Origin of the sequence: Streptomyces sp. NPDC050121 (assembly GCF_044460385.1) — a bacterium.
In the GTDB taxonomy this organism is placed as follows: domain Bacteria; phylum Actinomycetota; class Actinomycetes; order Streptomycetales; family Streptomycetaceae; genus Streptomyces; species Streptomyces soliscabiei.
The window spans coordinates 1-20,944 of the sequence record NZ_JBITJV010000028.1; the positions used below are offsets into that span (position 1 = coordinate 1).

Here is a 20,944-nt window from a genome sequence, read left to right on the forward strand (position 1 = left end):
TCCCTTTCCGGCGGTTCCGACTCTATCAGATCCTTTCGGCCCTGATTCCCAGTCAGAGGGGGCTTGTCTTCGCGGCTGTTTGGGCCGTTCCGACGAGTGAGACTTTAGCGGATTCCCTGCTCCCGAAGCCAATCGGGGGCTGCGTCCTTTCGAACGCGGATTCCTCATTTCGCGAATACGCACGCCAATGACGCGACGGCAGCCGGATCGACTGCGCGTCGAGAAGTGGTTGGTACCTGCGGAATGGCTGTCCGGGGACCGACCGGAGTCGGAGCTCACGTCGGACAACTCGGAGAACACTACGTATCCGTACGTGGGTGTGTCAACTCATGTCCTGGAGGCACCCCCTGAGGCGTACGCTGACGGACATGACTACGCGTACGTGCACCCAGCTGTGGTGGGCCGCCTGACGGCGGCCGTGTTCACGTATGCGCTCAACGGCCGCCGCTTCGGCGGCCGTTCTTGTTTCTCCCACCAGGTTCCAGGGGGACGGCCGACCGGGAAGGCGGCCTCGACCAGGAGGTGGAGAGATGAAGCGGGTCTTCAGCGGGATCAAGCCGACCGGGCACCTGACGCTGGGGAACTACCTGGGAGCACTGCGGCAGTGGGCCGAGGTCGACCAGCACCGGGCGGACTCGTTGTTCTGCGTCGTGGATCTGCACGCGCTGACCGTGGAGCACGACCCGGCGCGGGTACGTCGGCTGAGCAGGCAGGCGGCAACGCTGCTGCTGGCGGCGGGACTGGATCCACAGCTGTGCACCGTGTTCGTACAGAGTCATGTGGACGAGCACGCGCGGCTCTCGTATCTGCTGGAGTGCGTGGCCACGGACGGCGAGATGCGGCGGATGATCCAGTACAAGGAGAAGTCGGCGCGGGAGCGGGAGCGCGGCGGGAGTGTGCGGCTGTCGTTGCTGACGTATCCCGTGTTGATGGCGGCCGACATCCTGGCCTACGGCACCGACGAGGTGCCGGTGGGAGACGACCAGACGCAGCATGTGGAGCTGGCGCGGGATCTGGCGGTGCGGTTCAACCAGCGGTACGGGCACACGTTCGTCGTCCCGAAGGCCACGCATCCGGCGATCGCGGCACGGGTGATGAACCTGCAGGAGCCGGCGTCGAAGATGGGCAAGAGCGACGACTTCGGGCCCGGGATCGTCTATCTGCTGGATGAGCCCGAGGTGGTGCGTAAGAAGGTCATGCGGGCTGTCACCGACAGTGGGCGGGAGGTCGTGTACGACCGGGAGGGGCGGCCCGGGGTCGCGAACCTGCTGGAGATCCTCGCCGCTTGCACGGGTGGGAACCCGGAGATCCTGGCAGGCGTTTACGAGTCGTACGGCGCTTTGAAGAAGGACACCGCGGACGCGGTCGTCGAGGTGCTGAAGCCCGTGCAGGTCAGGCACAAGGAGTTGTGCGCTGATCCCGTCTACGTCGAGGGGGTGCTGCGGGATGGTGCGGAGAAGGCTCGCGGGATGGCCCGGCCGGTCGTGGATACCGCTTATCGCGCGATCGGGTTGCTTCCGCCCGTGACCGAGCCCGCCGGGGCGTCGGTGGCGGGCGGGGTGCTGAACGCGGCCCGGTAGGCGCGGGGGCTGGTGGCGAGGCGTGATGCGAAGTGCTGGCGCATGGTGACCTCGCTGCCGAAGCCTGCGCGCCGGGCGACCTCGGGCATGGGGAGGTCGGTGCGTTCGAGAAGTTTCTGGGCTGCGGCGATGCGCTGGTCGAGAAGCCAGCGGAGAGGGGTGACACCGGTCGCCGCCGTGAAGTGACGGGCGAAGCTGCGCGAGGACATGCCGGCGTGCCCCGCCAGCTCGGCGACGGTGAGTGGTTCGTGCAGATGTCGAAGAGCGTGTTCGCGTACGGCGGCGAGGGTGTCGGCGTCCCGGTCCGCGCGGGGAGTGGGGTGTTCGATGAACTGGGCCTGGGTGCCGGTGCGGAAAGGGGCGGTGACCATGGCGCGGGCGATGGTCGCGGCCGTTTCGGCTCCATGGGAGCGGCGGACCAGGTGGAGGCAGAGGTCGATGCCGGCTGCCGTGCCGGCAGCGGTCCAGATGTTGTCGTCCTCGATGAAGAGGGCGTCGGGGACGACGGTGATCCGGGGGTGGTGCGTGCGCAGGAGGTCGATCAGGTTCCAGTGGGTGATCGCTCGGCGGCCGTCGAGGAGGCCGGCCTGGGCGAGGGTGAAGGCTCCGCCGCAGAGGGCGGCGAGGGTGGTGCCGCGGGCGTGGGCGCGGCGCAGTGCCTCCAGGACGGGGGCGGGCGCGGGGGTGAGGTAGTCGTCCAGACCGGGGACGAGGATCAGGTCGGCTCGGGAGAGCCAGGTGAGGGCGCGGTCGGGGAGGAGGGCCAGGCCGCCGCGCATGGGGATGGGGGTGGTGGTGTCGGCGGCGACGCGGTGCAGGTCGAAAGCGGGAACGCCGCGGTCGGTGCGGTCGTTGCCCCACACCTCGGTGACGACGGATACGTCGAAGGCGCGGATGCCGGGGAAGGCGACCAGGGCGACGCGGTAGGTGCCGCCCGTGGCCTCTGCGTGCCCCGTGGCGTGTGTGGCTTCCATGGCGTCCGTAGCTTCTGCGGCATCTGCGGCATCTGCGGCTTCGGTGGTCTTCACGGCGTTCTGCATGGGTGGCAGTAAACCATCGATCGATGACTTTGGTGCTTCTGGAGCGGGGGTGCTCGCGGCGGCAGGATCGGGGGCATGGACATCGCAGAGAACGCAGCGCTGGTGGTCATCGACGTACAGAAGGGCTTCGAGGAGCTGGACTACTGGGGGCCGCGGAACACCCCAGGGGCCGATGACAACATCGCCGTGCTCATCGAGCTGTGGCAGGAGACGGGGCGGCCGGTCGTCTTCGTGCGGCATGACTCCCCGAATCCGCAGTCGCCGCTGCGGCCGGGGTACGAGGGGAACGATCTCAAGCAGTACGTGCAGGAGCGGCGCGGGAAGGGGGCGGGGCCGGAGCTGTTCATCACGAAGACCGTGAACTCGGCCTTCCTCGGGACGCCGGATCTGGGCTCGTGGCTGAGGGCGGAGGGGATCTCGCAGCTCGTGGTGGCGGGGATCCAGACCAACATGTGCGTGGAGACGACCGCGCGGATGGGCGGGAACCTGGGGTACGAGGTCGTGGTCGCGTACGACGCGACGCACACGTTCGACCTGGAGGGGCCGTTCGGGTGGCGGCGGACCGCGGAGGAGCTCGCGCAGGCGTCGGCGGTGTCGCTGCACGGGGGCGGGTTCGCGCGCGTGGTGACCACGAAGGAGATCGTGGGGAGCGCTTCGGACAGGTGACCACCCCCGCTTGTTCGTTCGGTCTTCCGTCAGTCCTTCTTGCCTGAGGCCAGTTCGCGGCTGCGGTCGCGGGCGGCTTCGAGGGCGGCGATGAGGGCGGCTCGTACGCCGTGGTTCTCGAGTTCGCGGATGGCGCTGATGGTCGTGCCCGCGGGAGATGTGACGTTCTCGCGGAGCTTGACCGGGTGTTCGCCGCTGTCGCGGAGCATCGTGGCGGCGCCGATCGCGGACTGGACGATCAGGTCATGGGCCTTGTCGCGGGGCAGGCCGAGGAGGATGCCGGCGTCCGTCATGGCTTCGACCAAATAGAAGAAGTACGCGGGGCCGGAGCCGGAGAGGGCCGTGCAGGCGTCCTGCTGGGACTCCGGGACGCGGAGGGTCTTGCCGACGGAGCCGAAGATCTCCTCGGCGTGGGCGAGGTGGTCGACGGTGGCGTGGGTGCCGGCGGAGATGACGGACATGGCCTCGTCGACCAGGGCGGGGGTGTTCGTCATGACGCGGACGACCGGGGTGCCGGTGGCGAGGCGCTCCTCGATGGAGGCGGTGGTAATGCCGGCGGCTCCGCTGATGACCAAGCGGTCGGCGGGAACGTGCGGGGCGAGTTCGTCGAGGAGGGCGCCCATGTCCTGCGGTTTGACCGTGAGGATCAGGGTGTCTGCGGTCTTGGCGGCCTCGGCGTTGGTGACCGGGGTGACTCCGTAGCGGGTACGGAGTTCTTCGGCTCGTTCCGGGCGGCGGGCGGTGACGAGGAGGTCGGCGGGGAGCCAGCCGCCTCGGATCATGCCGCTGAGCAGAGCTTCGCCGATTTTGCCGGTGCCGAGGACTGCGACTTTCTGGGTCATGGCTGAGGGTCCTCCGGGGGTTGCGTCGTCCGGGATCAATCCTCGCATCGGGGGTGGGGGTGGGGGGCTGGTGTCCGGTGGGCGGACTTCGGTTTTCGGCCCCGCCGCCCCTTCGGAGGTCACGCTGTCCGGCGTCGTAGCGTTGCCGCGCCGAGGCCCAGGACCAGCAGGGCGCAGCCCGCCACGATCAGGACGTCTCGTACGAAGGTCGCTGTCATGTCGGTGTGAGTGAGGACCTCGTTCATGCCGTCCACGGCGTAGGACATGGGGAGGGCGTCGGAGACGGCTTCCAGGGCGGGGTGCATGGCGTCCCTGGGGGTGAAGAGGCCGCAGAGGAGGAGTTGCGGGAAGATCACCGCCGGCATGAACTGAACCGCCTGGAACTCGGTGGCCGCGAAGGCCGAGACGAAGAGGCCGAGGGCTGTGCCGAGCAGGGCGTCGAGGAGGGCGACCAGGAGGAGGAGCCAGGGGCTGCCGGTGACGTCCAGGTCGAGGAACCAGACCGCCAGGCCGGTGGCCAGGGCCGACTGGACGATCGCCAGAGCACCGAAGGCGAGGGCGTAGCCGGCGATCAGGTCTCCTTTGCCGAGGGGCATGGCGAGGAGGCGTTCGAGGGTGCCCGAGGTGCGTTCGCGCAGGGTGGCGATGGAGGTCACCAGGAACATCGTGATCAGGGGGAAGATCCCGAGGAGGGACGCGCCGATGTTGTCGAAGGTGCGCGGGCTGCCGTCGAAGACGTAGCGGAGCAGGAACAGCATCATGCAGGGGATGAGGATCAGCAGCGCGATCGTACGGGGGTCGTGACGCAGTTGGCGCAGGACGCGGGCCGCGGTGGCGGTGGTGCGGGAGGCGTTCAGGATGCCGGTCGGCGTGGGGGCGGCCGTCGTGGTTGTCGTGGTCGTTGTGGTCATCGTGCTGACTCCTTGGCGCGGCCGGCCGCGGCCGCTTCGTCCACCAGGTGCAGGAAGGCCGACTCGACCGTGTCCGTGCCGGTGCGGGTGCGCAGGGCGTCGGGGGCGGCGTCGGCGAGGATCTCGCCCTCACGCATGAGGAGCAGGCGGTGGCAGCGCTCGGCCTCGTCCATGACGTGGGAGGAGATGAGGAGGGTGGCGCCCCGGGTCGCCGCGATGTCGTGGAAGAGGTTCCACAGGTCGCGGCGCAGGACGGGGTCGAGTCCGACCGTCGGTTCGTCGAGGACGAGGAGTTCGGGGGCGCCCAGGAGAGCGACGGCCAGGGAGACACGGCTGCGCTGGCCGCCGGAGAGGTTGCGGGCGAGGGCGTGGGCGTGGGTGGTGAGGTCCACGTCGGCGATGGCTCGGGTGACGTTCTCGTGGCGTCGGTCCGCCGCGCCCCGGCCGGGGTCGAGGATCGCGGCGAAGTAGTCCAGGTTCTGGCGGATCGTCAGGTCGTCGTAGACGGAGGGGGCCTGGGCGACGTAACCGATGCGGGTGCGGAGGGTGGGGTGGCCTGCGGGGCGGCCCAGGACGTCGAGGGTGCCGGTGACCTTGGCCTGGGTTCCGACGATCGCGCGCATGAGGGTCGACTTGCCGCAGCCGGAGGGGCCCAGCAGGCCGGTGATCTGGCCGCGGGGGACGGTGAAGTCGAGGGAGTGGAGGACCGTGCGCGGGCCGCGGACCACGGTGAGGTGTTCGGCGACGACGGCAGGGGGCGTGTCGGGCAGGTCCGGCGGCTCGGGTGGGCCAGGTGACTCGATCCTAGAATTCATCATGTGATGAATAATCCTCGCGGCGCCGTGAGTCGTCAAGTGGTCCGGTGGGTGGGGTGCGCGTGCGATGGCGGGCGCGCGGTGGTGGGGTAGGCGGTGGGGGCGCGCAGTGGTGGGGGGCGCGCGGTGGTGGGGGGCGCGCGGTGGCGCAGGCGCGTGGCGGTGGGATTGGAAGCGGAGGTTCCTGTTCGTCCGCTTCCGTGTTCACCGGGTCGGCACAGGAACCCGTCGTCCTGGCGGGCGGGTCAACCGATAATGGAATTCATGCGCGTTGCGCGGGCGGGGCTTCGGTCACGGCCCCGTCCGCGTCCGCGCATGGTCGTCGTCGCGCCCTCCCCCGGTGCGGCGCGCCCACGCATCTCCCGTTCCCTACCGGAGGTGCCGCCGTGTTGCGCCGTGGTGTTCGCAAGGCCGATCTGTTCGCTTCCCTCGTCGTCTTTCTCGTCGCGCTCCCCCTGTGTGTGGGCGTCGCCATGGCCTCCGGCGTGCCCGCCGAGCTGGGGCTGGTCACCGGCATCGTCGGCGGGCTGGTCGTCGGGGTGCTGCCCGGCAGCAGTCTGCAGGTGAGCGGGCCGGCGGCGGGGCTCACCGTGCTCGTCCACGAAGCCGTGCAGCGGTACGGCGTTCAGGCGCTCGGGGTGCTCGTGCTGGCCGCCGGGCTGGTGCAGCTGGGGCTGGGCGCGCTGCGGCTCGGGCGGTGGTTCCGGGCCGTGTCCGTGGCCGTCGTGCACGGGATGCTCGCCGGGATCGGGCTGGTGCTGGTCTCCGGGCAGGTGTACGCCCTCGGGGACGCGGGCGCGCCGGAGGGCGGGCTCGGGAAGCTCGCCGGGCTGGTGTCGCTGCCCGGGCGGGTGGATCCGGTGGCGTTGTCAGTGGGGGGTGCCACCATGGTCGTGCTGGTGGTGTGGGGGCGGTGGCGCAGCGGTGCGCGGCTGGTTCCCGCGCCGTTGGTCGCGGTGGTGTTGGCGGCGGGCGGCACGTGGGTGTTCGACCTGGATGTGCGGCGGGTCCGGGTGCAGGGTCTGCTGGACGCCGTACGGGTGCCGGAGGCGGCGGATTTCGGACGGCTGACGGAAGTGGGGGTGATCGGGACGGTCGTGGCGTTCGCGCTGATCGCGTCGGCGGAGTCGTTGTTCAGCGCGGCGGCGGTGGACCGGCTGCACGACGGACGGCGGACGGACTACGACCGGGAGTTGATGGCGCAGGGCGCGGGCAACGCCGTGTGCGGGGTGCTGGGCGCGCTGCCGCTGACGGCGGTCATCGTGCGCAGTGCGGCGAACCTGCGGGCGGGTGCGCGGACGAAGGCGTCGCGGGTGCTGCACGGGGTGTGGCTGCTGCTGTTCGCGGCCGTCGTGCCCGGGGTGCTGGGGCTGATTCCGGTCGCGGCGCTGGCGGGGCTGCTGGTGCACGCCGGCTGCAAGCTCGTGCCCGTGCGGGAGGTGCGGAAGCTGTGGCGCGGGCATCGGGGGGAGGTCGTCGTGCTCGGGGTCACGGCGGGGACGATCGTCATGGGGAACCTGTTCGAGGGGGTGCTGGTCGGGCTGGCGCTGGCCGTGGCGAAGACGGCCTGGGAGATCAGCCATGTGCACGTTGAGACGGAGGACCGGGGCGACGCCGGGCTCGTCGTACGGGTGCTGGGGCATGCGACGTTTCTGCGGCTGCCGAAGCTGCTGGACGCGTTGGAGGCGCTGCCGCACGACCGTGAGGTGCGGCTGGAGTTGGGCGGGCTGCGGCATGTGGACCACGCGTGTGCGGCGGCCCTGGAGGGGTGGGCCGCCGCGCGCGGTCAGGGTCTCGTCGCGAGCAGCAGTTCGACGTCGTAGGTCTCCTCTACGGTGCCGGCCGGGAACGCGGCGAGGAGGTGGCGGCGTTCCTCGGCGAGGAAGGCGGCGGTGCTCTCCTCGCCGTGGACCAGGAAGATCGAGTGGCTGCCGATGTTGGCCAGGTGAAGATCGAGGGGGACGCGGCGGCTCCAGCGGACCGTGCGGTGGGCGAAGTCGAGCCTGCCGGTCGGGTCGGCGCGGGCGGCGCGGCTGCCGTCGCCGTTCCTCTGCACGACGTGGTCGACGCCGAAACGGCGCTCCATGCGGTGGGCCTGCGCGTCGATCCACGGTACGTCCACGGCGCTGGTGTTCCACCACAGCGCCAGCGCGCCGCCCGGGCGCAAGGCGCGCAGGGCCTCCGGGACCGAGTGGGCCGGGTCGGTCCAGTGCCAGGACTGGGCGTAGGTCAGGAAGTCGACGGAGGCGTCGGCCAGCGGAAGGTGGTTGCCGTCGCCCCGGACGATCGGCACGTCGGGGAGAGCGCGGCGGAACTGCGCGGCCATGCCGTCCCCGGGTTCGACGGCGATGACGTCCGCGCCGCGGGCGTGCAGGAGGGCCGTCGCTATGCCGGTGCCGGCGCCGATGTCCGCGACCCGCGCGCCGCTCAGGGGGTGGCCTGCGAGGTCCTCGATCGCGTCCAGGAGGGCGGTCGGGTAGGAGGGGCGGTTGGCGGCGTACAGGGCCGCGGCCGAGTTGAAGGAGCGGGCTCGGGTGACGTGGGAGGGGGTGGGGGCGGGGGCCGGGGAGGACGACGTCATGGGGTCATGGTGGCCGGTGGGAGGTGGTCGGGGAAGACCCGGACGCGGTGGTGGCAGGGCATGGCGGCGTGGCGGGAGGGAGGGGGAAGCGGCGGGGTGGCAGGGCCCGGGGGGAGCGGCGGGGTGGCAGGGCCCGGGGGGAGCGGCGGGGTGGCAGGGCCAAGAGAAAACAGTGGCGTGCCGGGGTGGCATGGCCGGGAGAAAACAGCCGCCTCCCGGGGCGGTTTGGCGTCAGGGGTGGCGGCGCTTCTTCGATGGGTTGCCTGTGCGGCGGGAGGTGCGGCGTTCGTGCTGTTGGCGGGCTGTGTCGTACTCCTCGCGGTGGAGTTTCTCGCCGGGTGCCTCGGTGAGGGTGCGGAAGAAGTAGCCGAGCAGCGAGCCGACGAAGCCGATGGCCAGCAGGCCGCGCAGGGAGGCCTGGCGGTCGGGGTCGGGGCGCCGGGAGAAGCCGTCCCAGGTATGACGGAAGGCGAGCGCGCTGCAGACCGCGAACATCACGACGATCAGGAGCGTCACGAAGCCGCCGAGGTCGGCGATCGCGATGCCCTCGTAGGCGAAGCGGAGGACGAGGCAGGAGACGGTCACGGCGACGAGAGTGCCGATGGCCACGGCGATGCGGCGGGCCGCGTATCCCTGGAACCCGGGGTCGTGGTCCACCCACGTGGTGCCGAAGAAGCGCAGCGGCTCCGGACGGGGGCCCGCGCCGGCCTGACCTGCCTGCTCGGCGGGACTGCCCGGGGTGCCCGGGGTGCCCGCCGCCGTGTCCGGGGTGCCGTTTTCGTCGCTCACGGGACGATTATGGCTCCGGACGGGGGCGGGCTCCCCGGGCGGGTTGCCCGGAGGCCGGGATCAGGCGCAGCGCGGGGCTATGTAGCCGTCGCTGCCCGTCCTGACGTACGCGTCCGAGACGAACTGGCTGTCGGCGATGTTGTCCCAGATGTTCGTCGTGCCGTACGGGCCGCTCACCGTGGTGCCCGGGGTCTGGCAGAAGATCGGCACCTTCGTGCCCTCGTTCAGGACCTTGACGACCGGGTAGCTGGTGCCGGGGCCGCTGCGCACGTTCAGCCGGACGCCCGGGGCGATCGGGTAGTAGGTGAGAGCCGCCGTGGTAACGGCCGCCGCCGCATCGGCGCTCTGGGCCTCGTCCACCTCTTCCACGCGGTCAACAGACATGAAAAACCTCCCCCGTCGGACCCCATGACTGCCATGGGGCCACGTTGATTCCCCTAAAACACGCCATGAAACACATGTGCGCAATTCGTACGCGAAGGCTAGCAAGCCGCCTCTGTCCCGTACGAGTCATCGACTAGGCTCCGTGCGTCGCGCGCGCGGACGAACAGCACGGGGGTGGTCCATGACGCCACAGCGCAACACCGGGGCGGGCGCGGAAGCGGAACTTCCGCAGTACGCCGGTCACTACCGCCTTGAGGAGCGCCTGGGCTCCGGCGGCATGGGCGTGGTGCACCTGGCCCGGAGCACTTCCGGGATGAAGGTCGCGGTGAAGGTCGTCCATGCCCAGTTCGCCCGGGATCCCGAGTTCAGGGGGCGTTTTCGTCAGGAGGTGGCGGCCGCCCGGCGGGTCAGCGGGGCGTTCACCGCGCCCGTCGTCGACGCCGACCCGGAGGCCGAACGGCCCTGGATGGCCACTTTGTTCATTCCCGGCTCGACGCTCGCCGAGCAGGTGAAGCGGAACGGGCCCATGAATCCGGGCGAGTTGCGGCGGCTGATGGCGGGGCTCGCGGAGGCGCTGCGCGACATCCACCGGGTCGGGGTGGTGCACCGGGATCTGAAGCCGAGCAACGTGCTGCTCGCCGAGGACGGTCCGAAAGTCATCGACTTCGGGATCTCGCGGCCGAAGGACAGCGAACTGCGGACCGAGACGGGCAAGTTGATCGGCACTCCGCCGTTCATGGCGCCGGAGCAGTTCCGGCGGCCGCGGGAGGTCGGGCCGGCCGCCGACATCTTCGCGCTCGGCTCCGTGATGGTGCACGCGGCGACGGGGCGCGGGCCGTTCGACTCCGACAGCCCGTATGTCGTCGCCTACCAGGTCGTCCACGACGAGCCGGACCTGACCGGCGTACCGGCGAATCTCGCGCCGCTGGTGACGCGGTGTCTCGCCAAGGAGCCCGAGGACCGGCCCACGCCGGACGAGTTGATGCGGGCACTGCGGTCGGAGGCGGCCTCCTGGGACACGCAGGCGTTCATACCGTCGCAGCGGGTGCTGGACGAGCCCCGGACGGGCCCGGCGGGTTCGGCGGACCACGCGGATCAGGCGGATCAGGCGGAGCAGGCGGATCCGCAGCCCGGGTCAAAGGCGGGGCCGGCGGGCGTGAGGCGTCGGCGCAGGCGGGTCGCTCTGGCGGCCGGCGCCCTGGTCGTCGTCCTCTCGGGTGGTGGGCTGGCCGCCGCGCAGCTGCTCGGCGACGACGGCGCGGGCCGGGACGCGCGGGGCACGTCGGGGGCCGCGTCGGCCGCCTTCGCTCCCTGGAGCGCGCGCCCGGCGCACGGCGGCGCGGGCGGGGAGACGGGCACCGGGACCGGCACGGGCGGCATGCCGCAATGCGCGTACGACGCGAAGCGGCTGCTGTGCGCGCAGTCGGGGCTGGTGTCCGCGCTGGACGCGTCCGACGGTCGGGTGCTGTGGCGGCACGCGCTCGCCGAGGACGACCGGCCGGGTGAGGCGCCGGTGCTCGCGGGTGGGCTTGCGCTGGTGGTCACGCACTCGGGCAAGCGGGTGGAGGCGCTCGATCCGGCGTCGGGCGCCACGCGCTGGCAGCGGAACGTGTCGGCGTACCGGGGTGTCCGCACCGTCGGCGGCACGCTGCTGCTGACTGCCGCCGACGGCAAGGTGACCGGCGTGGACGCGGCGACGGGGAAGACGGCGTGGAGCCGGCGGATCCCGGGGCTGGGCGAGCCGTACTTCCTGTCGTTCCCCAAGGATCCGCTGGCGTACGTGTCCAGCACGTCGGGCTCCGGCGGCGGGCGCACCCGGATCACGGCCGTGGATCCCGCGACCGGGCGGGTGAAGTGGGAGGAGCGGCTCAGCGGCGCGCTGACGCTCGTGGGCACCGCGGGCGACAGCCTGGTGCTGCTGTCCCAGGGCGACGCGTACGGGTCGGTCGACGCCGTGGTCCGCTACTACCCGGCGGACAAGGTGTCGCTGCGGGTGAGGCTGGGTGTGCCGCTGCAGTTGCAGCAGGCGCGCGCGGCGGTGCAGGGCGACCGGGTCTACCTGCTGGGCTTCGACGGGACGCTGGTGGCCGTCGACACGGTGGCGGGGAAGCAGGTGTGGTCCCTGCAGACGGCCGTGAGCCGCGGTTCGGTGCCGTCCGCCGACGGCGAGCATGTGTACTTCAGCGCCCCCGACGGACGTCTCCTCGCCGTGGACTCCGACCGGGGGAAGCTCGTCGGGCAGACGGAGCTGCGGCTCGGCGCGAACTCCGACGAAGTGGTGACGGCGCTGCCCGCGCCCGCGGCGGTCGGCGGCCGCGTCTACGCCGGCGCTCCCGACGGGACCGTGTTCGCGGTCGACGGGCGGGATCCGGCGGGCTGGTGAGACGCGCCGGGGGCCGCCTCCCTGGGAAGCGGCCCCCGGTCACGCGCTGATGGGCGTCAGCCCAGCTTCGACACGTCCCGCACCGCGCCCTTGTCGGCGCTCGTCGCCATCGCGGCGTAGGCGCGCAGGGCGGCGGACACCTTGCGCTCGCGGTTCTTCGGGGCGTACACGCCGTCGAGGGCGGCCTCGCGGCGCGCCAGCTCGGCGTCGTCGACGAGGAGCTCGATGGTGCGGTTCGGGATGTCGATGCGGATGCGGTCGCCGTCCTCGACGAGGGCGATGGTGCCGCCGGAGGCCGCCTCGGGGGAGGCGTGGCCGATCGACAGGCCCGAGGTGCCGCCGGAGAAGCGGCCGTCGGTGATCAGGGCGCAGGTCTTGCCCAGTCCGCGGCCCTTCAGGAAGGACGTCGGGTAGAGCATCTCCTGCATGCCCGGGCCGCCCTTGGGGCCCTCGTAGCGGATGACGACGACGTCGCCGTGTGTCACCTGCTTGTTGAGGATCTTCTCAACGGCCTCCTCCTGCGACTCGCAGACGACGGCCGGGCCCTCGAAGGTCCAGATCGACTCGTCCACGCCGGCCGTCTTGACGACGCAGCCGTCGACGGCGAGGTTGCCGCGCAGGACGGCGAGGCCGCCGTCCTTGCTGTAGGCGTGCTCGGCGGAGCGGATGCAGCCGCCCTCGGCGTCCTCGTCCAGCGCCTGCCAGCGCTCGGACTGGGAGAAGGCCTCGGCGGAGCGGACGCAGCCGGGGGCCGCGTGCCAGAGTTCCAGGGCCTCGGGGGACGGCGAGCCGGCGCGGACGTCCCACGTCTTCAGCCAGTCCCCCAGGGACGGGCTGTGGACGGCGTGCACGTCCTCGTTGAGCAGACCCGCGCGGTGCAGTTCGCCGAGGAGGGCGGGGATGCCGCCGGCGCGGTGCACGTCCTCCATGTAGTACGTGCGGTCCTTCGCGACGTTCGGCGCGACCTTCGCGAGGCAGGGCACGCGGCGCGAGACCTCGTTGATCTCCTCCAGGCCGAACGGGACGCCCGCCTCCTGGGCGGCGGCCAGGAGGTGCAGGATCGTGTTGGTGGAGCCGCCCATCGCGATGTCGAGGGCCATCGCGTTCTGGAAGGCCGCGAAGGTCGCCACGTTGCGCGGCAGGACCGTCTCGTCGTCCTGCTCGTAGTAGCGGCGGGTGATGTCCATGACCGTGCGCGCGGCGTCGACGTACAGCTGCTTGCGGGCCGTGTGGGTGGCCAGGACCGAGCCGTTGCCGGGGAGGGAGAGGCCGATGGCCTCGGTCAGGCAGTTCATCGAGTTGGCGGTGAACATGCCGGAACAGCTGCCGCAGGTCGGACAGGCGTTCTCCTCGATACGGAGGATGTCCTCGTCGGAGATCTTGTCGTTGACGGCGTCGGAGATCGCGTCGACCAGGTCGAGCGTACGGACCGTGCCGTCGACGAGCGTGGCGCGGCCGGACTCCATCGGGCCGCCGGAGACGAAGACGGTCGGGATGTTCAGCCGCAGGGCCGCGTTCAGCATCCCCGGGGTGATCTTGTCGCAGTTGGAGATGCAGATCAGCGCGTCCGCGCAGTGCGCCTCGACCATGTACTCGACCGAGTCCGCGATCAGGTCGCGGGAGGGGAGGCTGTACAGCATGCCGCCGTGGCCCATCGCGATGCCGTCGTCGACAGCGATGGTGTTGAACTCACGCGGGATGCCGCCGGCCTCGGTGATCGCCTCGCTGACGATCCGGCCGACCGGCTGGAGGTGCGTGTGCCCGGGCACGAACTCGGTGAAGCTGTTCGCCACCGCGATGATCGGCTTCCGGCCGATGTCCGCACCGGGTACACCGGAGGCGCGCATAAGGGCGCGTGCGCCCGCCATGTTGCGACCGTGGGTGACTGTGCGGGACCTCAGCTCGGGCATCGTCGCTCGCTCCTTGTGACTGCTAGGGCTGCTATCAGACAGATAGGGCTGCTAATGAGCGTACGCCGGTCATCCAGGGGGCGGGACAAGGTGTCCGGAATGCGGGACGCATGTCTCGTCCTCAGGTATGACCCGGCGCGCTCAGGGGGCCGTGAGGTGTCCCTGTACGACGGGTGCCACGCGCGCGATGATCTGTTCCAGGTCCGCCGAGGCCAGCGGCTCCAGCTTGACCACGTACCGCATCATGGCGCAGCCCACCACCTGTGCCGCCGCCAGTTCGGCGCGCAGTTCGGCGTCCGGCAGGTCGAGCTGGGCGGCGATCCGGCGCAGCAGCTGCGAGGTGACCAGACGGCGGAAGACGGCGGCCGCGGTGTCGTTGTTCACGGCGGAGCGGAGGATCGCCAGCAGGGGCTTGCGGGTGGTGGGGTTCTCCCACACGCCGAAGACGAAGCGGGCGAACCGCTCCCCGACCTGGTCCAACGGGCCGTCGGCGACTGCTTCCGGCGCGCTCAGCGCGGGTGCGAAGGCGACCTCTACGGCCGCCTCGAAGACCTGCTCCTTGGTGCCGAAGTAGTGGTGCACCAGCGCCGGGTCCACACCGGCCGCCTTCGCGATGCCGCGGACGGAGGTCTTCTCGTAGCCCCGCTCGGAGAATTCCTCGCGGGCGGCCGTCAGGATGCGGTCGCGGGTGTCCGCCGACTCCGTACGAGGGGGGCGGCCGCGTCTGCGGGCGCCGACGCCGGTCATCGGCGGGGCGCCGAGGGGGTGGACGTGGCCGAGGCCAGGTGCAGGCGGGTGAAGGCCAGGGCCTCCGCGAGGTCGGCCTCACGTTCGGCGCCGGACATCGCGCGCCGGGTGTTGACCTCGATGACGACGTGGCCGTCGAAGCCGGTCAGCGCGAGCCGCTCCAGCAGCTCGGCGCAGGGCTGGGAGCCGCGGCCGGGGACGAGGTGCTCGTCCTTCGCCGACCCGTTTCCGTCGGCGAGGTGGACGTGGCCCAGGCGGTCGGCCATGCGGTCGATCATCTGCATCGCGTCCGCGCGGGCCGTCGAGGCGTGGCTGAGGTCGATCGTGAAGTGCCGGTAGTCGTCCTTCGTGACGTCCCAGTCCGGCGCGTACGCGAGCATCTCGCGGTCGCGGTAGCGCCACGGGTACATGTTCTCGACGGCGAACCGTACGTCCGTCTCGTCGGCCATCCGCCAGATGCCCGTGACGAAGTCGCGCGCGTACTGACGCTGCCAACGGAACGGCGGATGGACGACGACCGTGCTCGCGCCGAGTTTCTCCGCCGCCGCGCGGGCCCGCTGGAGCTTGGTCCACGGGTCCGTCGACCACACCCGCTGCGTGATGAGCAGGCAGGGGGCGTGGACGGCGAGGATCGGGATCCGGTGGTAGTCGCTGAGCCTGCGCAGCGCGTCGATGTCCTGGCTGACGGGGTCGTTCCAGACCATGACCTCGACGCCGTCGTACCCGAGGCGGGCGGCGATCTCGAAGGCCGTCGCCGTCGACTCCGGATAGACCGAGGCAGTCGACAGGGCGATCTTCGCATCCGGGATCCGCACGACTGGCTCTGCCATGGGGGACAGGTTACGGGGTGCCGTTGCCCCGGTGCGGGGTGCCTGCTCGCCGTTGTGGGGTACGCCACGGGCAGGTACGCGTGAAGGGTGATGGCTCGCGCACCCGCTCGTGCCCCTATACGCGACTAAAGCGAACCCATGTGATCGAGTCTGCGCAGAATGACGCCCTCCCTGAGCGCCCACGGGCATATCTCCAGCGTCTCGACGCCGAAGAGATCCATCGCGCCTTCGGCGACCAGGGCGCCGGCGAGGAGCTGGTTGGCGCGGCCTTCCGAGACGCCCGGGAGGGCTGCGCGCTGGGCCGTGGTCATCGCGGCCAGGCGGGGCACCCAGGCCTCCAGGGACTCGCGCTTGAGCTGGCGCTGGGTGTACGGGCCGTCGGCCGAGCGGGCGGCGCCGGCGATGCGGGCGAGCTGCCGGAACGTCTTCGACGTGGCGACGACGTGGTCGGGGGTGCCGAACCGGCTGAACTCCCCCACGGTGCGGGCGATCTGCGCGCGGGCGTGTCGGCGCAGGGACCGGATGTCCTCGGGGTCGGGCGGATCGCCGGGCAGCCAGCCGGCGGTGAGCCGGCCGGCGCCGAGCGGCAGCGAGACGGCCGCGTCGGGCTCCTCGTCGATGCCGTAGGCGATCTCCAGGGAGCCGCCGCCGATGTCCAGGACCAGCAGTTTTCCGGCCGACCAGCCGAACCAGCGGCGGGCGGCGAGGAAGGTGAGCCGGGCCTCCTCGGCGCCGGAGAGAACCTGCAGCTCGACGCCCGTCTCGGCCTGCACGCGCGCGAGGACGTCGTCGGCGTTGCTGGCCTCGCGCACGGCGGAGGTCGCGAACGGCAGCAGGTCCTCGACGCCCTTGTCCTCGGCGGCCTGGAGCGACTCGTGGACGACCGTGATCAGTTTGTCGACGCCCTCGGGGCCGATCGCGCCGTCCCCGTCGAGTAGTTGGGCAAGGCGCAGTTCCGCCTTGTGCGAGTGCGCGGGCAGGGGGCACGCGCCCGGGTGTGCGTCCACCACCAGCAGATGCACCGTGTTCGATCCCACGTCGAGGACACCGAGTCTCATGTAGGGAACGCTACTGCCCACGAGGCCGTGGACCGTCCCCGAAGCGGCTCCTGGCGACTTACCCTGGACGAGTGCCAAAGACGAACAAGGCGAAGGCCGACAAATCCACCGGCGGCTCTTCGCAGGCGAAGCCGCTGAAGTCACCGAAGAAGTCCAAGAAGGCCCTGGCAGCGGACGAGAAGGGCCTCGACTTCGCGCGGGCGTGGGTGGAGTTCCCTGACCCGGCGGACGACGAGCAGGTCTTCCGCTGCGATCTGACATGGCTGACCTCTCGCTGGAACTGCATCTTCGGCAGCGGCTGTCAGGGCATCCAGGCGGGCCGCGCGGACGACGGGTGCTGCACGCTGGGCGCCCACTTCTCCGACGAGGACGACGAGAAGCGCGTCGCCGGGCATGTGGCGAGGCTCACGCCCGAGATCTGGCAGCACCACGACGAGGGCGCCCGGGGCGGCTGGATCTCGGAGGACGACGAGGGCTCCCGCCAGACCCGTCCGTTCAACGGCTCGTGCATCTTCCAGAACCGTCCGGGCTTCGCGGGCGGCGCGGGCTGCTCGCTGCACATCCTGGCCGTCAAGGAGGGCCGCGAGCCGCTGGAGACCAAGCCGGACGTCTGCTGGCAGCTTCCGGTGCGGCGCACCTACGACTGGATCGACCGGCCCGACGACACACGCGTGCTGCAGGTGTCGATCGGCGAGTACGACCGGCGGGGCTGGGGGCCGGGCGGCCACGACCTGCACTGGTGGTGCACGTCGGCGACCTCGGCGCACGGCGCGGGCGACCCGGTGTACGTCTCCTACCGCCCGGAGCTGACCGAACTGATGGGCAAGGCCGGCTACGACCGCCTGGCCGAGCTGTGCGAGGAGCGCCTGGCCTCGCAGCTGCCGCTCCTGGCCCCGCATCCGGCGGACCCGACCGCCTGAGGTCCTTGCGGATCGCTTCGAGGGACCACCCGGCTCGGCACGGCCCACGGCCCGGGACGCCTGCGGCTACGACGTCGACGGGGCCGGGGTGCTGGGGTCGGCGGGCGGCGCCGGCGAGGATTCCGGGGCGGACGGGGTCGGGGCGGTGGGGGTCGGGGTGGGGGTCGGGGTTGAGGACGAGGGCGGGTCGGTGGGCGTGGGATCCGGGGAAGGCGGGGGTGTGGGGGTCGGTTGCGGGTCCGACGACGCGGGCGGGTCGCCGGGACGCGGGTCCGGGCCGCCGCCGGGAGCCGGGGGGCCGGGGGCCGTGCCGTAGCCCTCAATGGAGACGACGGCGCCCGCCGGGGCGATCGCCACGCGCGCGTGCCAGCGCCCGGAGGGCTCCCGCAGGGGGTCGACGTACACCTTGATCGTCACCGACTCGCCGGGCCTCAGGGCGCCCGTGGAGCGGCTCAGATAGAGCCAGGGGGCCGGTGTGGCCGCCGACCAGCGGACCGGCCGGTCGCCGTCCGGGGGTGCGGTGAGGGTGACGAGGGTGATGTCGCCGCTGGTGGCCGCCGTCACGGAGAGCCGGCCGGAGGCGCTCCGGCCGAGTCCCGTGACGCTGATGACCTCCACGGAGACGTCCGGTCCGTCGCCCTTGAGGGAGCCGGTGCCGGGGCGCGTGCTGGCGTTTCCGGCGTTCTCGTAGCCGCCGGCCGTCTCACCGGCGAGGCCCTCGGGGCCGTGCGCCTCCCCGGCGCTGACTGAGCGGCCCTCGGCGTCCCCCGTCGGCGTGCTCCGGTAGGCCGCCCACAGGGCGAGCACGGGCGCGGCGACGACGGTGGCGACCACGGTCGTCGTGACGGCACACGCGCGTAGGCGCTCCCGACGGGCGGCGCGGTCCTTGGGGTCCATCGGGAACCCGCGCCGGTCGTAGCGCGGCGCGGCGGTGCCCCGCGCGCGCGGGAGGTGCGCCAGGGCGACGTGCAGCCGTGCGCGCGGCGCCTCCAGGACGGGCAGCTCGGCGGGGGTGACACCGGCGCCGGGCCAACGGCCGGGGACGGCGCGTTCGGCGACGCGACGGCAGCGCGGGCAGTCGTCGACGTGCCGAACGAGTTCACGGCGCAGGGCGGCGCTGAGCACGACCTGGTTCTCGCCTGTGAGGTGGGCCACACCGGGACAGTTGCCGGTCTCGACGACGGCGAGCGCCGCGCGCGTGCGCTCGACCTCGCAGGCGGCTGCAGAGAGTAGTTCGCGGGTGGCGGCGAGGTCCTTGCCGAGGACGGCGGCGATCTCGTGGGCGGCCAGGTGGTGGCGTACCGCGAGTTCGAGCGCCTCACGCTGCTCGGGGGTGGTGCCGGCCGCTTCCGGCCAGGCCAGCAGGGCGAGTTCCCGCCGCTGTCGCTCCTGGTCCTCGTCGGGATCGGCGGAGTCGGCAGGATCGGCGGGGGCGGCGGCGGAGGCGGAAGCCGGGGCTGCGGCGGGCTTGGCGCCCGGCGGCCGTCGGGTGCCGTTGCGGGCCGCCGCGTGCGTGCCCTGACGTTTCTGCTTGGCCTCGGTGAGCTTGCACAGGCAGGCCCAGCGGGCCAGCGCGTACAGCCAGGCCCGGCGGTCGCCCGCGGCGGTCGGACCACGCTGGCCGCGTCGCTCGGCGAACGTGAGGACATCACCGAGGGCGGCGGTGGCCGCGTCGTGGTCGCACAGAACGGACAGGCAGTAGGTGAACAGGCCGTCCAGGTATGGCTCGTAGCGCGCGGGCGGCCGCTGCGCGAGCGTGCGCGCCGCAGCGGCGTCGCGCGCCTCGCGGTGCGCCCGGTGCGCGCCGGTCGTGCTGGTCGAGATTTCCGGGCTGCTGCTCATCACCCGTGCGACCGTAGGCGGCGCGGAACTAGGTCTTCTTGTCCCTTGAGTCCTTTTAATCCGTATGGGTGAAACGATCCCTCATACGGGGACAGCGAAGAGAGGTACCGTGGCCCGTTCGTGACAGGTCGTGGCCGATTCAGCAGGTTGCGGGCCTCCGGGAGGCCCGGTTGTCCACAGGCGCGTCCGGCTGTCAGTGGCGGCGGCTACGGTTTCCCCATGGCTGCCCGTACGAAGACCACCAAGGACCGTCCGTCCTACCGCTGCACCGAATGCGGCTGGCAGACGGCCAAGTGGCTCGGCCGCTGCCCCGAGTGCCAGGCCTGGGGGACGGTCGAGGAGTACGGCGCGCCCGCGGTCCGTACGACGGCACCGGGCCGCGTCACCACCTCCGCCGTGCCCATCGGCGAGGTCGACGGCCGTCAGGCCACCGCCCGCCCCACCGGCGTGCCCGAGCTGGACCGCGTCCTCGGCGGCGGTCTCGTGCCCGGCGCGGTCGTGCTGCTGGCCGGCGAGCCGGGCGTCGGCAAGTCGACCCTCCTGCTGGACGTGGCGGCCAAGTCGGCGAGCGACGAACACCGCACCCTGTATGTGACCGGTGAGGAGTCGGCCTCCCAGGTCCGCCTGCGCGCCGACCGCATCGGCGCCATCGACGACCACCTCTACCTCGCCGCCGAGACGGACCTGGCGGCGGTCCTGGGCCACCTGGACGCGGTGAAGCCGTCCCTGCTGGTCATGGACTCCGTGCAGACCGTGGCCTCCCCGGAGATCGACGGGGCGCCCGGTGGCATGGCCCAGGTCCGCGAGGTCGCGGGCGCCCTGATCCGCGCCTCCAAGGAACGCGGCATGTCCACCCTCCTGGTGGGCCATGTCACGAAGGACGGCTCGATCGCCGGTCCCCGCCTCCTCGAACACCTCGTGGACGTCGTGCTGAGCTTCGAGGGCGACCGGCACGCGCGCCTGCGTCTGGTGCGGGGCGTCAAGAACCGCTACGGCGCCACCGACGAGGTCGGCTGCTTCGAACTGCACGACGAGGGCATCACGGGCCTCGCCGACCCCAGTGGGCTCTTCCTGACCCGGCGTGACGAACCGGTCCCGGGGACATGTCTGACGGTCACCCTGGAGGGCCGTCGTCCCCTGGTCGCCGAAGTGCAGGCCCTCACCGTCGACTCCCAGATCCCCTCGCCCCGCCGTACGACGTCCGGTCTGGAGACGTCCCGGGTCTCGATGATGCTGGCCGTCCTGGAGCAGCGGGGCCGGATCAGCGCGCTCGGCAAGCGGGACATCTACTCGGCGACGGTCGGCGGAGTGAAGCTCTCGGAGCCCGCGGCCGACCTCGCGATCGCCCTCGCCCTGGCCTCCGCCGCGAGCGACACCCCGCTGCCCAAGAACCTCGTCGCGATCGGTGAAGTGGGCCTCGCGGGCGAGGTCAGACGGGTCACGGGCGTGCAGCGCAGACTCGCGGAGGCCCACCGTCTGGGCTTCACGCACGCGCTCGTGCCGAGCGATCCCGGCAAGATCCCGGCGGGCATGAAGGTCCTGGAAGTCGCCGACATGGGGGACGCTCTGCGGGTCCTGCCGCGCTCGCGTCGCCGAGAGGCCCCACGGGAGGCGGAGGACCGCCGGTAGACTTTGCCCTGGTCTCG

Annotated in this window: 18 protein-coding genes; 6 read left to right on the forward strand and 12 right to left on the reverse strand. The window is 71.8% G+C overall.

Features of this window, described 5'->3' with window-relative positions; translation table 11 throughout:
- Nucleotides 1–530: 530 nt before the first annotated feature.
- Nucleotides 531–1,580, forward strand: a complete 1,050-nt coding sequence (gene trpS, locus ACIBTS_RS33485) for a tryptophan--tRNA ligase (protein WP_399324427.1) — start codon at nt 531–533, stop codon at nt 1,578–1,580.
- Here the strand turns inward: trpS and ACIBTS_RS33490 are convergent.
- Entirely contained in the window at nt 1,496–2,554 is a 1,059-nt protein-coding gene (locus ACIBTS_RS33490; RefSeq protein ID WP_399324585.1) for a GlxA family transcriptional regulator, read from the reverse strand. The two genes, trpS and ACIBTS_RS33490, sit on opposite strands and share 85 nt — an antisense overlap.
- A 141-nt stretch (nt 2,555–2,695) precedes the next feature.
- Here ACIBTS_RS33490 and ACIBTS_RS33495 point away from each other — a divergent pair, with 141 nt between their 5' ends.
- Nucleotides 2,696–3,286 (forward strand): cysteine hydrolase family protein, encoded by a 591-nt coding sequence (locus tag ACIBTS_RS33495; RefSeq protein WP_399324428.1) that lies wholly within the window; start codon nt 2,696–2,698, stop codon nt 3,284–3,286.
- A 29-nt stretch (nt 3,287–3,315) separates the two neighbouring features.
- Here the strand turns inward: ACIBTS_RS33495 and proC are convergent, their stop codons facing one another.
- From proC to ACIBTS_RS33510, 3 genes are all read right to left on the reverse strand, one after another.
- Nucleotides 3,316–4,128 carry a pyrroline-5-carboxylate reductase gene (proC, locus tag ACIBTS_RS33500; protein ID WP_319677286.1) on the reverse strand — a complete coding sequence of 271 codons (813 nt, stop codon included), beginning with the start codon at nt 4,126–4,128 and terminating at the stop codon, nt 3,316–3,318.
- A 119-nt stretch (nt 4,129–4,247) separates the two neighbouring features.
- On the reverse strand, nt 4,248–5,039 hold the full coding sequence (locus ACIBTS_RS33505) for an ABC transporter permease (RefSeq protein WP_399324430.1): 792 nt from the start codon (nt 5,037–5,039) through the stop codon (nt 4,248–4,250).
- Nucleotides 5,036–5,857, reverse strand: coding sequence for an ABC transporter ATP-binding protein (locus ACIBTS_RS33510; protein WP_399324432.1), 822 nt, complete (start codon nt 5,855–5,857; stop codon nt 5,036–5,038). The genes ACIBTS_RS33505 and ACIBTS_RS33510 overlap by 4 nt, the downstream gene beginning before the upstream one ends.
- A gap of 386 nt (nt 5,858–6,243) precedes the next feature.
- Here ACIBTS_RS33510 and ACIBTS_RS33515 point away from each other — a divergent pair, with 386 nt between their 5' ends.
- Nucleotides 6,244–7,677, forward strand: a complete 1,434-nt coding sequence (locus ACIBTS_RS33515) for a SulP family inorganic anion transporter (RefSeq protein ID WP_399324434.1) — start codon at nt 6,244–6,246, stop codon at nt 7,675–7,677.
- Here ACIBTS_RS33515 and ACIBTS_RS33520 read toward each other — a convergent pair.
- The 3 genes from ACIBTS_RS33520 to ACIBTS_RS33530 form a co-directional block, all read right to left on the reverse strand.
- On the reverse strand, nt 7,641–8,435 hold the full coding sequence (locus ACIBTS_RS33520) for a class I SAM-dependent methyltransferase (protein ID WP_399324436.1): 795 nt from the start codon (nt 8,433–8,435) through the stop codon (nt 7,641–7,643). The two genes, ACIBTS_RS33515 and ACIBTS_RS33520, sit on opposite strands and share 37 nt — an antisense overlap.
- Before the next feature lie 231 nt (nt 8,436–8,666).
- The gene (locus tag ACIBTS_RS33525; protein ID WP_399324438.1) at nt 8,667–9,224 is read right to left on the reverse strand and encodes an EamA/RhaT family transporter; all 558 of its coding nucleotides are present in this window, start codon (nt 9,222–9,224) and stop codon (nt 8,667–8,669) included.
- Between the two features lie 60 nt (nt 9,225–9,284).
- Nucleotides 9,285–9,608, reverse strand: a complete 324-nt coding sequence (locus ACIBTS_RS33530) for an SH3 domain-containing protein (RefSeq protein WP_319676652.1) — start codon at nt 9,606–9,608, stop codon at nt 9,285–9,287.
- Between the two features lie 181 nt (nt 9,609–9,789).
- Between ACIBTS_RS33530 and ACIBTS_RS33535 the strand changes: the two genes are divergently transcribed.
- The gene (locus ACIBTS_RS33535) at nt 9,790–11,991 is read left to right on the forward strand and encodes a serine/threonine-protein kinase (RefSeq protein ID WP_399324440.1); all 2,202 of its coding nucleotides are present in this window, start codon (nt 9,790–9,792) and stop codon (nt 11,989–11,991) included.
- 56 nt (nt 11,992–12,047) lie between these two features.
- On the opposite strand, the gene ilvD is transcribed toward ACIBTS_RS33535, so the two are convergent.
- The 4 genes from ilvD to ACIBTS_RS33555 form a co-directional block, all read right to left on the reverse strand.
- Nucleotides 12,048–13,901: a dihydroxy-acid dehydratase gene (gene ilvD / locus ACIBTS_RS33540; protein WP_319676654.1), complete on the reverse strand. Its 1,854-nt coding sequence runs from the start codon at nt 13,899–13,901 to the stop codon at nt 12,048–12,050.
- Nucleotides 13,902–14,042: 141 nt separating this feature from the next.
- Complete coding sequence (locus ACIBTS_RS33545) at nt 14,043–14,648, reverse strand: TetR family transcriptional regulator (protein ID WP_399324442.1); 606 nt, start codon at nt 14,646–14,648, stop codon at nt 14,043–14,045.
- Entirely contained in the window at nt 14,645–15,478 is an 834-nt protein-coding gene (locus tag ACIBTS_RS33550; protein ID WP_079660656.1) for a sugar phosphate isomerase/epimerase, read from the reverse strand. The genes ACIBTS_RS33545 and ACIBTS_RS33550 overlap by 4 nt, the downstream gene beginning before the upstream one ends.
- A 125-nt stretch (nt 15,479–15,603) precedes the next feature.
- Nucleotides 15,604–16,536 carry a Ppx/GppA phosphatase family protein gene (locus ACIBTS_RS33555; protein WP_079660657.1) on the reverse strand — a complete coding sequence of 311 codons (933 nt, stop codon included), beginning with the start codon at nt 16,534–16,536 and terminating at the stop codon, nt 15,604–15,606.
- A 71-nt stretch (nt 16,537–16,607) separates the two neighbouring features.
- Between ACIBTS_RS33555 and ACIBTS_RS33560 the strand changes: the two genes are divergently transcribed.
- Nucleotides 16,608–17,456, forward strand: coding sequence for a hypothetical protein (locus ACIBTS_RS33560; protein ID WP_399324445.1), 849 nt, complete (start codon nt 16,608–16,610; stop codon nt 17,454–17,456).
- Nucleotides 17,457–17,522: 66 nt separating this feature from the next.
- Here ACIBTS_RS33560 and ACIBTS_RS33565 read toward each other — a convergent pair whose 3' ends face one another.
- A complete protein-coding gene (locus tag ACIBTS_RS33565) occupies nt 17,523–19,298 on the reverse strand; it encodes a hypothetical protein (RefSeq protein ID WP_399324447.1) in 1,776 nt (591 codons plus the stop codon).
- Nucleotides 19,299–19,517: 219 nt separating this feature from the next.
- On the opposite strand from ACIBTS_RS33565, the gene radA reads away from it, so the two are divergent.
- Nucleotides 19,518–20,927 carry a DNA repair protein RadA gene (gene radA / locus ACIBTS_RS33570; RefSeq protein WP_099936203.1) on the forward strand — a complete coding sequence of 470 codons (1,410 nt, stop codon included), beginning with the start codon at nt 19,518–19,520 and terminating at the stop codon, nt 20,925–20,927.
- Nucleotides 20,928–20,944 lie beyond the last annotated feature (17 nt).